Origin of the sequence: Synechococcales cyanobacterium CNB, from assembly GCA_030263455.1 — a bacterium.
Classification (GTDB): Bacteria; Planctomycetota; Phycisphaerae; order Phycisphaerales; family UBA1924; genus CAADGN01.
Map to the genome: position 1 here is coordinate 182858 of SZOZ01000005.1, position 18051 is coordinate 200908.

Here is an 18051-nt window from a genome sequence, read left to right on the forward strand (position 1 = left end):
AACGCGACCAGTGCAAATCCAGTCCGTCAATAGCCTGCTCACTCCCGCCGGACTAGGCCCACCGACACTCCGCGCGCTGATTCCCAACGTCGACAACTACACTGTGCTTCTCCTGCAACCAGAAGGACACATCGAGGCCAGTCCCGCCGGTGTGCGCCATCAGGACCGTGCGCTTGCACACAGCCAGTTCCGAGGTTTCTTGAATGATGCTCGCACCAACAACGTCGCACTCGCGGTCACACCTGAGTACTCAATGCCGTGGGAGACTTTGTCGGAGGCACTTCAGACGGGCTGCACCCCTTCGGACGGTTCGCTTTGGGCACTTGGTTGCGAAAGCATCAGATACACCGAGCTTGAGGCTTTGAAGCAGACTCTTGCTCCTCATGCCACTGTTCTCTTTGAGGCACTTCAGGCCGACGACCACCGGTTTGTCGATCCACTCGCATACGTGTTTGTTGCACCTCCGACGAAGCCCAGCGGTGCAAGCAGGGTGGTCCTGCTTGTCCAGTTCAAGACCTGCCCGATGGGGGACGACGGCCACTTCGAGGTCAATGGAATGCAGCGGGGAACCCGCGTCTACCAGTTCGGCGGCGATTCCGGAAATCCACGCCTGCTTTCTCTGATTTGCTCGGATGCGTTTGAGTTCCTGGACCCCGAGGCTGCACAGGTCTATGACCGAGCCCTTGTACTTCACATTCAGCTCAACCGGCAACCACGTCAACATCAGTACCGGCAGTACCGTGATCGGCTCTTCCGATTCCGTGGAGGCGCTACCGAAATACTCTGTCTCAATTGGGCGAAAGATGTACGAGAAGCATGCGGCGGCGCCACCCATTGCTGGAACAACATTTCCGGCTCAGCATGGTATCTCCCGGACACATTTGACGAGCCGGACACGACCCTGTCACTCAACCATCGCAACGGCCTGTACTATACGTGGTTTCAGGCAATGCGATCCCACGCGATGTTCTTCAACTACGAGCCGGCTGCCTATTTTGTCACGGCGAGCAAAGTCGTGCATCGCGGCGTAACCGCCTCACTCTCTCGACGGCGCGGACCTCAACTCACTGCAATGCACACCTGGGATAACCATGCATCGGCCTGGGTGCATCATCCCGGCCCCACAGACGGCTTCGCGACAGTTGTCGCGGAAAGCGGTAACGCGCAACACGACATCGCCCACCTGGCAGATGTCAACCCGTTTAATGCCGAGCGTGTTCTAGCTCTGTGCGCTGGAAGTATCGGCACTAACGCCAATTGGTATCACCTCAGACAACTTGACTCTTGCGGCATCGAGACATCGGAAGTCATACGACGCATGACCTTCTGCCAAGACAACGATCACAGCGCCCAGACGTTTCGTGTACGGCGCCTCAGGCGATGCAGACGGCTATGGGACATCCTGAATACGCCCGACCACCTACCGCCCGCGCTTGACGATCTCAAGAACGGCTTCCGTCTTGATTGGGCTCCGCATCAGAACGTCATATCGTCAGCCGGCCGGCGAGCTACAGCTATCTATATGGGTGAAGACGCCAGCGATGTCGAGATCGAGTCGGTCGGGAAGCGGATGGCCGAATATCTTCACAGGGCGTCACCCGATCCAGACGCAGCAATTGAAGCCCGGCAGCGGCTTCACCTCTGGTATCGCCAGGACGATGGAGCACTCCGGTTATTCGACCGCTCTCGCTACCTGAGAATCGACGAGCCTCGATCTGCTTCGGAATTTGACATCGCGAGGACGTTCTGATGCTCGATATTGGCCAACTGCGCGAGAGACTTGCTCATCGCTTCCCGGATGCAGAACAGGTGGAAGACAGCGTTATCCGTTTCACGCGTAGATCGAATGGCCACCCATACGCCATCTACTACATCGATATCAGCGCGAATCTACCTGCTACACGCGAGGCGATAACGGACTATCAGGATCGCGTGATAGGCAAGCGGTACTTTGATGGCAGGAAGAGCCTGCAATGGAGCAACTATCTCTATTTTGTGGTCAGCGACGAGCTCGCTCGCACCGGTTCGGTTGAACAGGCCAAACAATTGATAGAGCTAGATCGCACCTATGCTCGCAAGTTCGTCATTGCTGAAAGCGAGCTGGATGCTGCGTTCGAGGCTCCTCCGTCGGCATCGCCGGACGCACTGCCAGAAGCCAGCATCCACTCGGTGTGGCTCGCAAAGCTGACGGAGGCTGGTCTTGATAAGGTGGTACTGAGCGACAAATCCCTTCCCAGTCGCTTGTCACTGATTGAGGCGGCATCCAGTACAGCGTCGCCCCAACCCAAGGCGCGACCACCGCATTCATCCGTCAGCCCGCTGCCGTTTCTGAAATCACTTCAGCTTGCGAAGTTCCGTGATTTTCCTCAGCAGCGCAGCTTTGACTTTGGCAAGGTAACTCTTGTCGTGGGCGCCAACGGTTCAGGGAAGACCTCACTCCTTGAAGCCATCGAGCTTCTGTATTGTGGACGGAACAAGCGCAATCCTGACGCGAACGATGCGTACAGCATCGCCGCCGTATTCGCGGACGGCAGCAAGGAGACTGCGACGCGCTCACGACCTCAGAAGATCTTCAGAGAACGGAACCTGAAGTGGTACGGTCAATCAGAGATCAAGACGAACAATCTCTTCATGAGCTTTGGACTGTTCAACTTTCTCGATACCGATGCCGCAGTGGGCCTCGCGGAATCGACGGCACGGCTTGAAGACAATCTCTCCAATCTGCTCGTGGGGTCTGAGGCGTCCAAGACGTGGCGTGAGATCGAGCGAGTACATGACGCCACTACAGCCAAGCTCCGCGAACTGCGGCCTCTTGAAGCCCAAATCAAGAGCGAGCTAGACACGCTTGACGCTCGTCTCAAGGAGTCGGCAGGTGTCAAGCAGGAATCCGACGCGATACTCACGCGGATCGAGGAGATGGTGCGCCGTCTCAAATGGCCTGTGCCCAGCAAGGACAGATCCGCGTATCCCGAACTGCTTCTCGAATCTCTTCCGGAACTTGAATCGCTCGCCCTGCAGGCTGCCGCGTTTGAATGGGCGGAAGCTCCCGTTTCAGTGGACAGACTGAAGAAATACAGCGGCGACGCGACGAAGACATGCGACAGGGTCGAAGCAGAGATGGAGCGCCTGGATGAGCATCGAAAGAAGGAACGGAGACTCGTAGATACGGCCCGCCGTGTCCAGAGCGCCTTGACGTTGATAACTGAGGCGGCGCGCATGGTAGACGCCGGCCTGCCCACTCGCGCGGAGGAACTTCGCACGCTGCAGAACACCGTGACATCCAATGGCGGATTGCTAGCCGGCTGTGCCGACGCGTTTTTGACCGTACTCGCGAAGAGCCACCCTGAGGCGTCAGTTGTCGCACTCACCGCGGCTTCCAAGGAAGCACGCGTGGCTGCACAGAAAGCAGTGAACGCCGCGAAGGAAGAACACGCAAACTTCAGACAGCTTCGCGATCACTCAGTCAACCTGGCGCAACAGCTTCGCGACATCGCAGCCCAGATCCTCAAGGACAGTCCTCTATCCGAAGAGTGTCCCCTGTGCCATACTCAGTTCGCCCCGGGAGAATTGGCCAAGCACATGCAGCTTGGCGTGGATCAGCACGTCGAAGCTCGCGGACAGGCTTTGCTGTCGCAGTTGCGGCAGCGCGAAGAGGCACTGCGCGAAGCCATGGTCGTTGAGAATGCGTCAGCGTGGCTCGGGAAGTTCTGCGAGCGGGCAGCGATCGATAGAGAGGTCACTGTCGTGGCCGCACTGTCGAAGATCAATGGAGCACGGCAGGCGCTTGTCGAGGCACAGCAACGACTTGAGGCATTGAATAAGGAACTTGAAGCTCTGGAATCCCAAGGCCTACCCGTTGCCAGGTTGGATCAACTCCTCGCCGGCTTGCGCGAGTCTGGCTACGCTCTGCCCGATTGGACGAAGCAAAATATCGACCAAGTGCGCGCCACGATTGAGCGGGAACAAGCGAACACCGCCAAAGCGCTGGAGAAGGAACGGGCGAATGCCGACACACTTCGGCGAGCACTTGAGGCAAGCTTGGGATTGCGGGAATCCAATGCAGAGGGCCCGAAGGTAGCCATATCCCAACTCAAGGAGCGCCGCGCGGTTGCAGACAGCCTTCGGGAGAAACTCGGCACTCTGCTCAAGTCGTTTCCCTGGCCGGGAGACAGACCGCTTTCTGAGCTGGTAGTTGAGACCGATTCAATCCGCAAAGTCGCAGCGGAGTTCCAAGCCGCGGTTGGCAGGGAGCAGCAGGCGAAGACCATTGTCGCGGACTCCACAAAGCGGAGGGAGCAACTCGCTAAACAACTGGCGGAAGTGAGCCTCCGCATTGAGCGGTTTGTCAAAGCTGACAAGGCTCTGGAGGTCATCCAGCAGAAGCACTCTCTGACCGGCGCGATGGAAGCGGCGCTCAAGCGGAACCGTGCGCAGATCGAGGCGATCTTTGGCCGTATCCACGCGCCCGCAGAGTTCTCAGGACTTGGGGGGCGTCTTTGCACGCTCGTCAGAAAGAATGGAGCAGCCGAGGCTACGCTGAGTGAGATCAGCACCGGTCAACGCGCCGCCTTTGCCCTGTCGATTTTCTTAGCTCAGAATGCACAGCTTCGAGTGGCCCCGCCTGTGGTTTTGATCGACGACCCGATCGCCCATGTCGATGATCTGAATGCGCTGTCGTTTCTGGACTACTTGCGCGAGCTTGCTTTAGTGGGCGGTAGACAGATCCTGTTTGCAACTGCAAGCGAGAAGCTCGCCGCGCTCTTCGAGCGCAAGTTCGATTTCTTAGGAGATGACTTCCGCCGCCATGAACTTCGCCGGTAAGCTTCGCCGTTGTCTTGATGACACGACACTGTGCTCACCACTCGAAAGGCTGATGCCGCGCCAGCGGTGCAGTCATCACACCAGCTTCACCAGCAGCCGGTACATAACAACCAGTTCCATCCATGGTATTGCGTCCACTTCCAGAGATGCGTCACAACTCGCGTCAGGCAGTGGGTGCAGACCCACATGACGCTCCTGACCATGAGCACGCCAGCACCGGCCGCGTGCAATCACTGTGACCTTTCATCGGCGTTGACGTAGCCCGCACGCGATTCTGCTTGTCCTGGCTTTCATCCGCGGCGCTCCCGGCCGTCACCGCTTCGCTTCCCGCCTCCGAGTCTTGCACGCCTCACGCCGTCGCCGCAGGGCGCCCTGCGGGTGCGCTCCGTCATTCGGCCTGCTCCGCTGACGCGGGACTCTCCGGCGTGCCGCCGGCCTTCGCGCCGCTTGCTCCTTGTCACCCCCGACGTGGTCCCTCGTGCCTGGCGAAGGGACCGCACGTCGCGGGGCCCGACAAGGAGCAGAACCATGAAAGCCGAACATGCAAAGAAGATCGCCGACCAGGCCCTCGAACAACTCGCCGACGCGCTCGCGCACGGCAAGAGCGAAGCGCTCACCCGCTACCTCGCCATGCTGGCCAAGTTCCACAAGTACAGCTTCGGGAACGTGCTGATGATCCTCTCGCAGCGTCCCGATGCCACGCACGTCGCCGGCTTCCACACCTGGCGGCAGATGGGCCGCTTCGTCAAGAAGGGCGAGAAGGGCATCGTCATCATCGCCCCGATGCTCATCCGCAAGCGCGACGAGCAGGCCGACGACGGCGCCGAAGAATCAAAGCCGGTGCTGCGTTTCCGCGGTGTCTACGTCTTCGACGTGTCGCAGACCGACGGCGAGCCGCTGCCCGAGCCGGCGCGCGTCAACGGCGACCCGCGCCACCACACCGACCGCCTCAAGGCGCTCGTCGGCGAGCGCGGCATCACGCTTGACCACATCGACGTGCCCCACGATGCCCTCGGCGTCTCTCGCGGCGGCCGCATCAGCATCCGCCCCGACCTGGAGCCGGCCGTCGAGTTCTCCGTCCTCGCGCATGAGCTGGCCCACGAGCTGCTCCACCGGGGCGAGGACCGCCCGGCCAGCAAAACCGTCCGCGAGACCGAGGCCGAGGCGGTCGCCTTCGTCGTCTGCCAGGCGATCGGCCTGGAGACCGGCACCGCCGCCAGCGACTACATCCAGCTCTTCGACGGCAAGGCCGAAACGCTGGCCGCCTCCCTCGACCGCATCCAGAAGACCGCCGCCGAGATCATCGCGGCCGTCCACGGCGCCGCCGCTGAGCCGGCGGAAGCCGCCTGACCCGGCGTCCGCACCCCGGCGGGTGGCCGCCGGGGTGCTCTGCGGGATTGGCTCAGGGAGTCGCGCAATAACCCAAATCCTGACCCGAATCCGACCGAGGCACGCACCGGAAATGCCGTCTTTTCAGGGAGTTACGGCACGGCCATTTGGGTCGGGGAGTCGCGCCAAAACCCAATTCCGACCCAAAACCTCACCTCGATCGACGGCTGCCGATTGCGGAACTGAGTCAGCCGACCCGCAATCCCTCCCGCAATCCGACCCGCGTCCGGCACCGGCAAGTGCCCGGATTCGCAGTGTCTTCTCGATGTTCCGATTGCGTGGGAGAGTCGCGGGACGCATCCGGCCAGGCCGTCGCACCGGGTCGCCCGGCCACGGCCAGCCAACTCCGGCGTTGACATGTCTATCATGCTCCGATAGACAGGTAGCGGCGGTCAGGAGGCCCCGCGGATGCTGTACGAACGATCCCTCGAAATTGAACGCCGACTGGAAGCCGTGCTCGGCATGATCCGCAAGGGCAGCTATTCAACGCCGCGCATGGCCGAGGAACTCGGCGTGTCCATCCCGACCGTCTCGCGCGACGTGACCGCGCTTCGGCAACGTGGCCACGACATCCGGGCCGAGCGGGGACCCAACGGATGGCGGTACGTGCTTGGGCGTGCAAACCACAATCCCCGCGCCCACGGCGACTCGACGGAGGCGCGCGGCTCATGACGGACTATCACGCGAAATACATCGCCCACGAGCTGACACGGCGCTGCGCGTCCGACAGCGTCGAGAAGCTCACGGCCGTGCTGTCCGACGCGCAGGTGGACCTGAACCCGCACCAGATCGAGGCGGCGCTCTTCGCGTTCCGCAACCCGCTCTCCCGTGGAGCGATCCTTGCCGACGAGGTCGGTCTCGGCAAGACCATCGAGGCCGGCCTGCTCATCGCGCAGAAGTGGGCCGAACAACGTCGGCGCTTGCTCGTCGTCGCACCGGCCAACCTCCGCAAGCAGTGGAGCCAGGAGCTTGCTGACAAGTTCTTCCTGCCGTCCGTGATTCTGGAGGCTCGAACGTTCAATGAGTGTGTCCGCGCCGGGAACCTCAATCCCTTTCGGCAGGATGCCGTCATCGTGTGCTCCTACCAGTTCGCACGAAAGATGGAGCCCTACGTTCGGCAGACGCCTTGGGATCTGGTCGTGATCGACGAAGCCCATCGGCTCCGCAACGTGTACAAACCGACCAACAAGATTGCCAACGCCATCAAGCAGTCCGTCGCGCCGTTCCGAAAGGTGCTGCTCACCGCGACGCCGCTGCAAAACTCGCTGTTGGAACTGTACGGCCTGGTCAGCATCATCGACGAGTACTCCTTCGGAGATATCAAGACGTACCGATCGCGCTTCACTCGGCTTGGAAACGACGAGGACTTCAGCGACCTGAAGGAGCGGCTCAAGCCGATTTGCAAGCGCACGCTCCGAAAGCAGGTTCTGGAGTACGTCAGGTACACCAACCGGCACGCCATCGTGCAGGAGTTCGTGCCCACGCCCGAGGAGCAACGGCTCTATGACCTCGTGACGGAGTACCTCCAGCAGCCGACGCTCTACGCGCTGCCGGCCAGTCAGCGCTCGCTCATGACGCTCATCTTGCGCAAACTGCTCGCCTCTTCGACCTACGCGATCTCCGACACGCTGAACGGTCTCGCGGTCAAGCTGGAGACGGCAGCGCGCGAGGCGGAGGCGATTGATGCGCCGCCTGAGCAACTCATTGACGATTGGGAGGAAATCGACGAGCTCGCAGACGAGTGGGAGCCAGACGAAGACGAAGGTGAACCGTCGGCGAAACCGGAATACACCCCCGAGCAGCTCGCTGACATGCGCAAGGAGATGGCAAAGCTCCGAGAGTTTCATGCGCTGGCCAAGTCGATCGCGAAGAACTCCAAGGGGGAGGTGCTGCTCACGGCGCTTCGCCGTGGCTTCGCCGCCGCCGCCAAAGCCCGCGAAGGCGAATCGGCGATCCAGCAGAAGGCGCTGATCTTCACCGAATCCCGCCGCACCCAGGAATACCTCTTCCGCCTGCTTCAACAGACCGAGTTCGCCGGAAAGGTCATGGTGTTCAACGGCACCAACAGCGACCCGCAATCGAAGGACATCTACCACCGCTGGCTGGAGCGCCACAAGGGAACCGACCGCGTTTCCGGCTCGCCGGGGGCGGACATGCGCGCCGCCCTGGTCGAATACTTCCGCGACGAAGCGTCAATCATGATTGCCACCGAAGCGGCCGCCGAGGGCATCAACCTCCAGTTCTGCAACCTCGTCGTCAACTACGACCTCCCCTGGAACCCCCAGCGCATCGAGCAGCGCATCGGCCGGTGCCACCGCTACGGCCAGAAGTTCGACGTGGTCGTCGTCAACTTCCTGAATAAAGCCAACGCCGCCGACCAGCGCGTCTACCAACTGCTCGACGAGAAGTTCCGCCTCTTCAACGGCGTGTTCGGGGCGAGCGACGAAGTGCTCGGCGCCGTCGAGTCCGGCGTGGACTTCGAGAAACGCATCGCCTCGATCTACCAGAAGTGCCGCACGCCGCAGCAAATCGAGTTCGAGTTCGACCAACTTCAACAGGAACTTGACGCGGAAATCGCCGCCGGGCAGCAGGATGCCCGCGAGAAACTGCTCGACAACTTTGACCAGGAGGTCGTCGAGAAGGTCCGCATCCAGTCCACCGGGCTCCTGGACCGTTTCAACGAACGGCTCTGGCTGCTCACTCGCCACCTGCTCAACGGCTTTGCGAAGTTCGACGAGAACGAATACAGCTTCTACCTGACGCAGAACCCGTTCGCCGGTGAAGCGATCCACCCCGGCCCCTATCGGCTCGGCAAGCACGTCGAAGACGCCAACACCTACCGCGTGGGGCATCCGCTCGCCCAACGAATCCTTGCGCAGGCGAAAGCCCTCTCTGTCGGGCCGGCGGAGGTGACCTTCAACTACACCGAGAGCGGAAAGAACATCGCCATCCTGGAGCCGCTGGTCGGCGCTGGCGGCTGGCTTTCGTGCTTTCGCCTGACGGTCCAGTCCCTGGATGTGGAAGAGCACGTCATGCTCGCCGGAGTGACGGACGCCGGCGGGATCCTGGACGACGCCCAGTGCCGGCGGTTTTTCGATCTGCTCGGTGCCGCGAACGGCCCGATCACGGTCCCGACTGATGTTCACGCGACACTTTCAGAGGCGTTCAGGCGCCGCCAGAACGAGCTGCTTGCCACGCTGGCAACCAAGAGCGGTCAGTGGTTCGACACGGAGATGGACAAGCTCGACCGGTGGGCTGAGGACCGGCGTACGGCGCTCAAGGCCGAACTTGACGAACTGGACGCCAACATCAAGGAGACCAAGAAAGCCGCCCGGCTCGCCCCCAACCTGCCGGAAAAGCTCGAACTTCAGCGCAAGCTGCGCACCCTCGAAACCAAGCGCGATGAGGCATGGCGCGCTTACGACGCCGCCAGCCGCGACGTGGATCGGCAGAAGGACGCTCTGCTCGATGAGATCGGCCGTCAATTGGAGCAGAAAACCGAATGCACCGAGTTGTTCACCCTTCGCTGGAGGGTCGCATGAGCAAATTCGCAAGGCGAGTCCAGCAGACAAAGGACTTGGCGGACGTGCCACAGTACAAGGAGCTTGTCGCCGACATTCTGGCAATGGTAAAGAGGAAGCGTAGAGGACTCGCCGCCGGACGGTTGGAGGCATTTGACACACTCGCAGCCGAAAGCGGCCGGCATTCGCCGCCGGCTCGCAAGCGCCGCACAACCGCGAAGACGCACTTGATGAAGGGACGCAGGAAATGACGCGAGTACAGGTCAGACCTGAGCTGATCCAATGGGCCTGCGATCGCGCCGGCTACGGCGCAGCCGCGCTCTCCAAGCGATTCCCGAAGCTCGAAGCGTGGCAACGGGGTGAGGCCGAACCGACACTCAAGCAATTAGAGACGTTCGCCCTGGCCACGCACACCCCATTCGGATACTTCTTTCTAGCGGAGCCGCCAGTGGAGCAGGTTCCGATCCCGGACTTCCGCACGATCGGCAACGAACTCATTGAGCAGCCCACGCCGAATCTGCTGGACACGATCTATGTGTGCCAGCAGCGGCAGGAGTGGTATCGCGAATACTGCCGAATGACCGGCGAGCAGCCGCTGCCCTTCATCGGTTCCGTCAGCCGGACCGATGACGTTGTGGCTACCGCTGAGCGCATTCGCAGCGCCCTCGGATTCAGCATTGAAGAGCGTCGGCAGATTGGAACCTGGACCGAAGCCCTTCGCCGGTTCATCGAGCAGGCGGACGCGCTCGGCATCCTCGTCATGGTCAACGGCGTCGTCGGCAGCAACAACCGCCGCAAACTCGACCCTGCGGAGTTCCGGGGCTTTGCACTCTCCGACCCGCTCGCCCCCTTGGTTTTTATAAACGGCGCCGACACCAAGGCAGCGCAGATGTTCACGCTCGCCCACGAGCTGGTTCACCTGTGGCTTGCCGAAACGGGTCTTTCCGACGTTGGCCCCGTTACCACCCCGTCGCACGACGTGGAAATCTGGTGCAATCGCGTCGCGGCGGAATTGCTGGTTCCGCTTACGGCGCTGCGCCGGGAGTATCAGCCTCACGCCAACCTCCAGGAGGAAGTCCCCCGGCTCGCTCGCGCGTTCAAAGTCAGCACGCTTGTCATCCTGCGGCGCATACACGATGCCGGTGGACTCACTCGCGAACAGCTTTGGGCCGAATACGAGGCCGAACTCTCGCGCTTGCGCCAAATCGCTCGATCCAGTGGCGGCGACTTCTACCTCACGACCGCGGCACGCGTCGGCAAGCGATTCGCACGCGCCGTCGTCAGCGCGGCATTGGAAGGCCGCTCGTCCTTCACTGAAGCCTTCCGCCTGCTCGGCTTCAAGAAGATGTCCACGTTTCATGAACTGGGCGTGAGCCTGGGGGTGGACGCCTGATGGCCTATCTCCTCGACGCCAATGTGTTCATCAGCGCCAAGCGGCTGCATTACGGCTTCGACTTTTGCCCGGCCTTCTGGGACTGGATCGTTCGCGCTCATCGCGCCGGCACCCTGTTCAGCATTGAGAAAGTGGGCGATGAGTTGTCGATCGGCCAGGACGAACTGGCGCAGTGGGCCGACACGCTGGGCGACGGATTCTTCCTGAGGCCCGACGCGGCCACGTTGCCCGCGTTCAACACGGTCACGACATGGGTGAACGGGCAGGCAACCTACAGCCCCGCGGCTAAGAACACGTTCCTGCAAGTCGCGGATTACTACCTCGTTGCTCAAGCTCTTGCCGGGCAGCATACCGTCGTCACTCACGAGCGACCGAACAACTCGATTCACGTCGTCAAGATTCCGAGCGTCTGTTTGGGCGTCGGCGTGACGTTCATGAATCCCTTTGAAATGCTCCGCCGTGAGCGCGCCCGATTCGTACTCGATGGAGCATGAGCAGACGACAACCGACAGATAGGCTGAAAACCGATGACCGAACCCGAAAAACTTGACCTCCGCTCGCACGACATCGCCGCCGACAGGATGGCGGAGTTGCTGCGCCTGTTCCCGGAGATCCGCACCGAGGGACGTGGGCAAGGAGCGCTACGGAATGAACTGGCCGGGCAAGGCCGAGTGCTTCAGGACGATCCAAACGCCCAGCGTCGCCACGCTCCGCCCCTGCCCCGAGGAGAGCGTCAACTTCGACACAACGGAGAACCTCATCGTCGAGGGCGACAACCTGGAGGTGCTCAAGCTCTTGCAGAAGTCGTATCTCGGCAAGGTCAAGATGATCTACATCGACCCGCCGTACAACACCGGCAACGACTTCATCTACCCGGACGACTACGCCGAGTCGCTGCGGACCTACCTTGAGTACACCGGCCAGGTCGATGCGGAAGGTCGCAGGTTCGGCACGAACACCGACGCCGACGGACGCTTCCATTCCAAGTGGATGAACATGATGTACCCGCGGCTGTACTTGGCAAGGAACTTGCTGCGCGACGATGGCGTGATCTTCATCACGATCGACGATACAGAGGCTGACAATCTGAAGAAGATTGCCAACGAGGTCTTTGGGGAGGAGAACTTCGTTGCAAATGTCGTGTGGCAGAAAAAATACGCCGTGTCTAACGACGATCCCGGTATTGCACCTATGCACGACCATGTTCTCGTCTTCCGGCGCTCCGAGCACTTTGAGCGCAACCTGCTACCGAGAACAGAAAAACAAACGCAGCGATATACGAATCCCGACAACGATCCTCGCGGCCCCTGGAGTTCAGACAACTACATCAGCAACAAGTCACGCCAAGAGCGTCCAACGCTGTGGTACGCAATTCGTCATCCGAAGACGGGTGAGGAAGTGTGGCCGGAAGAAAGCGCTGTATGGCGCTACTCGCGTGAGAGACATCAACAGATCGAGGCGGAGGGACGGCTTTACTGGGGGCCGGATCAAGGCTACAAACGCCCGCGATTGAAGCGGTTTCTTTCAGAGATACAGGATGGTGTGGTGCCATCCACTTGGTGGACCTTTCAAGAGGTTGGTCACAACGACGAAGGGCAAAAGGAAACGGCAGAGCTGATCGGCCCCAAGATCTTCAGCACACCCAAGCCGGTGCGCCTCATCCGGCGGATGATCGAACTTGGCTCAGGCAAGAACGACATTGTCATGGATTTCTTTGCTGGCTCTGGCGCCACCGCCCATGCCGTTCTCAACGCCAATCAGGAGGACGGTGGCACAAGACGATTTATTCTCGTGCAATTGCCGGAAGCATGCGACCCAGACAGTCCAGCAGCAAAGGCCGGTTTCAAGACCATCGCCGACATCTGCAAAGAGCGCGTCCGCCGCGTCATCAAGAAGTTGAACGACGAGGAGGCCGACAAGCTCGACATGAGCGGCGGCTCGACTCCGGATCGCGGCTTTCGCGTCTACAAGCTCGCCGAATCGAACTTCACCGAGTGGGATGCTCGCGTCGAGCACGAGGCCGGGGCGCTGGAGAAGCAGCTTGAGCTCCATGTCGATCACATCCGCGACGGCCGTTCCGCCGACGACATCCTCTACGAACTCCTGCTCAAGAGCGGCTTCCCGCTGACGACCCCCGTCGAGAAGAAGACATTGGCGGGTAAGACCGTCTACTCCGTCGCCGGCGGCGTGCTGATGATCTGCCTCGAGCGGGAACTGACGCTGGAGCTGATCCGCGCCATCGCCGACGCCAAGCCGGAGCGTGTCGTCCTGCTCGATGCCGGGTTCGCCAAGAACGACCAGCTCAAGGCCAATGCCGTGCAGACGTTCCGCACCAAGGGCGTCACCAGCTTCAAGACCGTGTGAGGGAGATGAGCAACGCCATGCCGAGAGCAGGAACAACCAGCCGCCCCTTCGGAACCGCCGAGGGAATCTCATTGGAGTTCAAGCGAGCAACCGACAGGTTGCCGTCGAACCTCTTTGAGACGATCTGCGCGTTTCTCAACATGGACGGCGGCCTGATCCTTCTCGGCGTCGAGGATGACGGCGAGGTGTCGGGGGTTGACCCGACGGCCGTCGAACGATTGAAGGCCGACATCGCCAATCTCTCCAACAACCCGCAGAAGCTCGACCCGCCCTATCTCCTGTTTCCCCAGGAAGAGCAGGTGGCCGGCAAATGGGTCATCAAGGTGCAGGTTCCGGCCAGTTCGCAGGTGCATGAGACGACGGGCGCCGTATTCCTCCGCAGCGAGGACGGCGATTACCGCGTCAAAGGCGTGAATCAGCTCGCTGGCCTTCTCAATCGCAAGCTCGGTATTTTCACCGAGCAGAAGGTGTTTCCCCACCTGGGAATAGCGGACTTCGATCCCGCCCTGTTCGAGAAGGCCAGGCGGCTGATGCTGACCCGCCAGCCGAAGCACCCCTGGGCCGGTCTACCGCCGGAGGAGTTGCTGAAAGTCGCGGGCTTCGTCCGCAAAGACCCCGACACCGGCAAGCCCGCCTTCAACCTCGCAGCAGGCTTGATGTTCGGGTTGGACACGACGATTCAGGAGCTTGTGCCGGGCTACAAATTCGATGCGCTGCTGAGGCGCAAGGACACGGAGCGTTACGACGACCGGCTCATCGTCCGCACGAACCTGATCGACGCCTTCGACCAGCTCATGGGGTTCGTCGAGAAGCACCTCAACGATCCCTTCTATCAGGAGGGCGTGACGAGCATCAGCCTCCGCACCGTCATCTTCCGCGAGTTGGTGGCCAACATCATCGCCCACCGCGAATACACCAGCGCCGCACCGGCCACGATGATCATCTACGCTGACCGCGTGGAGTTCAAAAACCCCAATGTGCCGCACTACTTCGGCCGCATCGACCCGAACCGCTTCACGCCGTATCCGAAGAATCCGACCATCTGCAAGTTCATGCTCCAGTTGGGGCGGTACGACGAGCTCGGCTCCGGCGTCCGGCGGGTCAATCACTACCTGCCGCTCTACGCGCCCGGCGCGGGCAAGCCGGTCTTCGAGGACGGGGAGATGTTCACCGTCATCGTGCCGATTGCGACCGCGGCCCGAAAGACGACCCCCGATGTCGCCCCCGAAGTGACCCCCGAAGTGACCCCCGAAGTCAGGAAGATGCTGACGGTCCTCAAAGGGGACATGGGGCGTCGGGAGATTCAGGCGAAGCTGGGGCTGACGGACGAGAAGCACTTCCGGGAGTTCTACCAGCAGCCCGCCATCGCGCAGGGCTTGATCGAAATGACCATTCCAGACAAGCCCAAGAGCCGACTGCAGAAGTACCGCCTGACCGAGAAAGGCCGTGGATTCCTTGCGCAACATCGGGGGGCCACGCCGTGAAACTCCAGTTCGACGCCAACCAGCCGTACCAGCTCGACGCGATCGACGCTGTCACGTACTTGTTCGACGGTCAGCCGCAGGGCGCGCCGGAGTACTCGGTCATCCAAATGGGCGACTGGGGCGAGATGTTCGCCGGTCAGGAGCGGACCGAGCTTGGCGTCGGCAATCAGATGCTCCTTTCGGCCGACACGCTGTTGGCCAACACCCGTGCCGTCCAGGCTCGCAATGACATCGAGATCGTTGACCCGGCTGCGCCGCTGGAGGCGTGGGATCTGTTCGACGCCCCGGCCAACGCCGCCCGGACCTGTCCGCACTTTTCGGTCGAAATGGAGACCGGTACGGGCAAGACGTACGTCTACCTGCGCACGATCTTCGAGCTATCGCGCCGCTACGGCTTTCAGAAGTTCATCATCGTCGTGCCGAGCGTCGCCATCCGCGAGGGGGTGCTCAAGAACATCGAGATCACGGCAGAACACTTCCGGGCGCTCTACAACAACCTCCCCTTCGAGCACTTCGTCTACGACGCCAAGAAAGTCAATCGCCTGCGGCAGTTCGCCGTCAGCAACACGCTCCAGATTCTCGTCATCAACATCGACGCCTTCCGCAAGAACTTCACCGGCACCGAGGCTGAGCAGAAGAGCAACGTCATCTACAAGGAGAGCGACCGACTCTCCGGCCGGCAACCCATCGAGTTCGTGCAAGCGGCGCGACCGATCGTCATCATTGACGAACCGCAGAGCGTGGACTCCACCGAAAGGGCGCAGGAGGCCATCCGGGCGCTGAATCCCCTCTGTACGCTGCGCTATTCAGCCACGCATCGCAACCCCTACAACCTCGTCTATCGCCTGGACCCCGTGCGGGCGTTCGAGCTTCGACTCGTAAAGCAGATCGTGGTGGGCAGCGCCGTCGCCGACGGCGGCGCCAATGACGCCTTCGTGCGCGTTGAAAAGATCGACTACAAGACCGGGATCAAGGCGAAACTTCGCATCCACGTTCAGACACCGGACGGCCCGAAGGAGAAATCAGTCACGGTGAAGAACGGAGCCGACCTGTTCACGCTTTCCAACGAGCGGGCCGCCTACCGGCAGGGCTTCGAGATTGCCGAGATCAATGCCGAGCCGGAAAACGAGTACATCCGCTTCACCAGCGGCCGCGTCATGCGGCTCGGTGAGGAAATCGGCGGCCTCCGCGACGACGTGTGGCAGGCGCAGATCAAGCACACGGTCAAGAAGCACCTGGAGAAGGAGCTTCAACTGCTCGGCCGCGGCGTAAAGGTGCTGAGCCTGTTCTTCATCGACCGCGTGGCCAACTACCGCGACTACAGCGGCGGTGGGCAGCCGGTGAAGGGTAAGTTCGCCGAAGCGTTCGAGGCTGCGCTTGCCGAGTTTGCCAAGGACGACCGGTACAAGGACCTTCCACTCTTCAAGCACCCGATCGAGAAGCTGCATGACGGTTACTTCGCCGCCGACAAGCCGAGGAAGGGGCAGACGCAGCCGGTCTGGAAAGATACACGCGGCGACACGCAGGCCGACGACGAGGTTTACAACCTTATCATGAAGGAGAAGGAGCGGCTGCTCGCCGAAGATGAGCCGCTGCGGTTCATCTTCAGCCACTCGGCCCTGCGCGAGGGTTGGGACAATCCGAACGTGTTTCAGATTTGCACGCTGAACGAGACGCGCTCCGCGCTCAAGAAGCGCCAGGAGATCGGCCGCGGGCTGCGCTTGCCCGTCAACCAGCACGGGCAGCGGGTCTTCGACGACTCGATCAACAAGCTCTTTGTCATGGCCAACGAGAGTTACGAGGAGTTCGCCCGGGCGCTCCAGACCGAATACGAGGAGGACTGCGGCGTGACATTTGGCAAGGTGCCGATCACGGCCTTTGCCAAGCTGGTTCAGGTGGTTGACGACGAAGAGAGGCCCATCGGGCGCGAGGCGGCCGAGGCGATCAAGAAGGCGCTTGTGGACCAGAAGATGATCGACGCCGAGGGGCGCTTGCAGCCGGCGTTCGACCCGAAGCGGCCGGACTTCAAGATCGAACTTCCCGAGCCGCATAAAGATCTCGCCCCGGCCGTCGTGGACCTGCTCGCCAGCTACCAGATCGAGCGTCACATCCGCAAGGAAAAACAGGAGGGGCCGAACCGGCTGCGCAAGGAGGTCCAACTCAGCCCCGAGTTCATGGCCCTGTGGGATCGGATCAAGCCCAAGACCGTCTACCGCGTCGAGTTCCAGACCGAGGAACTGGTCCGGGTATCGGTCGCCGGGATCAAGAAGATGCCCAAGATCGAGGCCGCGAAGATTCGCGTGACGGCCGGCCAGGTGGGCGTCGTCCGCGGCGGGGTCACGGCCATCGCTATCAGCGCCGCCGAGGAGCAGGTCACGTTCACCCATCGGCCCGTGCCCGACGTACTCGCGTACCTCCAAAACGAGACGGAGCTGACCCGCTCGACACTTGTGCGGATTCTCAAGGAGTCAGGCAGGCTCGCCGAGTTCTTCGTGGACCCGCAGCGCTTCATGGACGCTGTGGCCGCGATCATCAAGCACGAGCTGCATCGCCTGCTCGTGGACGGCATCAAGTACGAGAAGATCGGGGGCCAAGCGCCGGACGCCGAGTGGGAGATGCTGCTCTTCAAGAACGAAGAGCTGATCAACTATCTGACCGCGCTCCAGGTCAACCACTCCGTCTACGAGTACGTCGTCTATGACTCTGAAATCGAACGGGAATTCGCCCGCAAGCTGGACCAGCGCGACGACATTAAGCTGTTCGTCAAGCTGCCCAACTGGTTCGAGATCGACACGCCTGTCGGCAAGTACAACCCGGACTGGGCCATCGTGAAGCACGACGGGGAAGCGCTCTATCTGGTCCGCGAGACGAAGGGGACCAAGGATTTCCTGAAGCTGCGGACCAGCGAGGCGGACAAGGTGCGCTGCGGGCAAAAGCACTTCGAGACGCTCGGCGTGCCGTTCAACGTGGTCGTTTCGGCGGACGAGGTCTAGTCCCGCAATGGCGCACACTTTCTCGATGCACTCGCGGTTGCGTCCCTTTCATCAAGTGCCCGCCTATCTTCGAGCCGGAACGGGCG

10 protein-coding genes and 1 pseudogene are annotated in these 18051 nt (G+C 61.4%); all 11 read left to right on the top strand.

Annotation, left to right across the window (positions count from 1 at the left end; all coding sequences use genetic code 11):
- The first annotated feature begins 10 nt into the window (after positions 1-10).
- The 11 genes and pseudogenes from FBT69_06945 to FBT69_06995 all read left to right on the top strand — a co-directional run bounded on the left by FBT69_06945 (position 11) and on the right by FBT69_06995 (position 17965).
- Positions 11-1750, top strand: a complete 1740-nt coding sequence (locus FBT69_06945; GenBank protein ID MDL1904534.1) for a hypothetical protein — start codon at positions 11-13, stop codon at positions 1748-1750.
- The gene (locus FBT69_06950) at positions 1750-4821 is read left to right on the top strand and encodes a hypothetical protein (protein ID MDL1904535.1); all 3072 of its coding nucleotides are present in this window, start codon (positions 1750-1752) and stop codon (positions 4819-4821) included. The genes FBT69_06945 and FBT69_06950 overlap by 1 nt, the downstream gene beginning before the upstream one ends.
- A gap of 528 nt (positions 4822-5349) precedes the next feature.
- Positions 5350-6171 carry a DUF1738 domain-containing protein gene (locus FBT69_06955; GenBank protein MDL1904536.1) on the top strand — a complete coding sequence of 274 codons (822 nt, stop codon included), beginning with the start codon at positions 5350-5352 and terminating at the stop codon, positions 6169-6171.
- Between the two features lie 447 nt (positions 6172-6618).
- Positions 6619-6882 (top strand): HTH domain-containing protein, encoded by a 264-nt coding sequence (locus FBT69_06960; GenBank protein MDL1904537.1) that lies wholly within the window; start codon positions 6619-6621, stop codon positions 6880-6882.
- Positions 6807-9752 carry a DEAD/DEAH box helicase gene (locus FBT69_06965; protein ID MDL1904538.1) on the top strand — a complete coding sequence of 982 codons (2946 nt, stop codon included), beginning with the start codon at positions 6807-6809 and terminating at the stop codon, positions 9750-9752. The genes FBT69_06960 and FBT69_06965 overlap by 76 nt, the downstream gene beginning before the upstream one ends.
- Positions 9749-9982, top strand: coding sequence for a hypothetical protein (locus FBT69_06970; protein MDL1904539.1), 234 nt, complete (start codon positions 9749-9751; stop codon positions 9980-9982). The genes FBT69_06965 and FBT69_06970 overlap by 4 nt, the downstream gene beginning before the upstream one ends.
- Positions 9979-11124, top strand: coding sequence for an ImmA/IrrE family metallo-endopeptidase (locus FBT69_06975; GenBank protein ID MDL1904540.1), 1146 nt, complete (start codon positions 9979-9981; stop codon positions 11122-11124). The genes FBT69_06970 and FBT69_06975 overlap by 4 nt, the downstream gene beginning before the upstream one ends.
- Positions 11124-11618, top strand: coding sequence for a DUF4411 family protein (locus FBT69_06980; protein ID MDL1904541.1), 495 nt, complete (start codon positions 11124-11126; stop codon positions 11616-11618). The genes FBT69_06975 and FBT69_06980 overlap by 1 nt, the downstream gene beginning before the upstream one ends.
- Positions 11619-11651: 33 nt before the next feature.
- Positions 11652-13488: pseudogene (locus FBT69_06985) on the top strand (site-specific DNA-methyltransferase).
- 17 nt (positions 13489-13505) lie between these two features.
- The gene (locus FBT69_06990) at positions 13506-14972 is read left to right on the top strand and encodes an AAA family ATPase (protein MDL1904542.1); all 1467 of its coding nucleotides are present in this window, start codon (positions 13506-13508) and stop codon (positions 14970-14972) included.
- Positions 14969-17965 carry a DEAD/DEAH box helicase gene (locus tag FBT69_06995; protein ID MDL1904543.1) on the top strand — a complete coding sequence of 999 codons (2997 nt, stop codon included), beginning with the start codon at positions 14969-14971 and terminating at the stop codon, positions 17963-17965. The genes FBT69_06990 and FBT69_06995 overlap by 4 nt, the downstream gene beginning before the upstream one ends.
- Positions 17966-18051 lie beyond the last annotated feature (86 nt).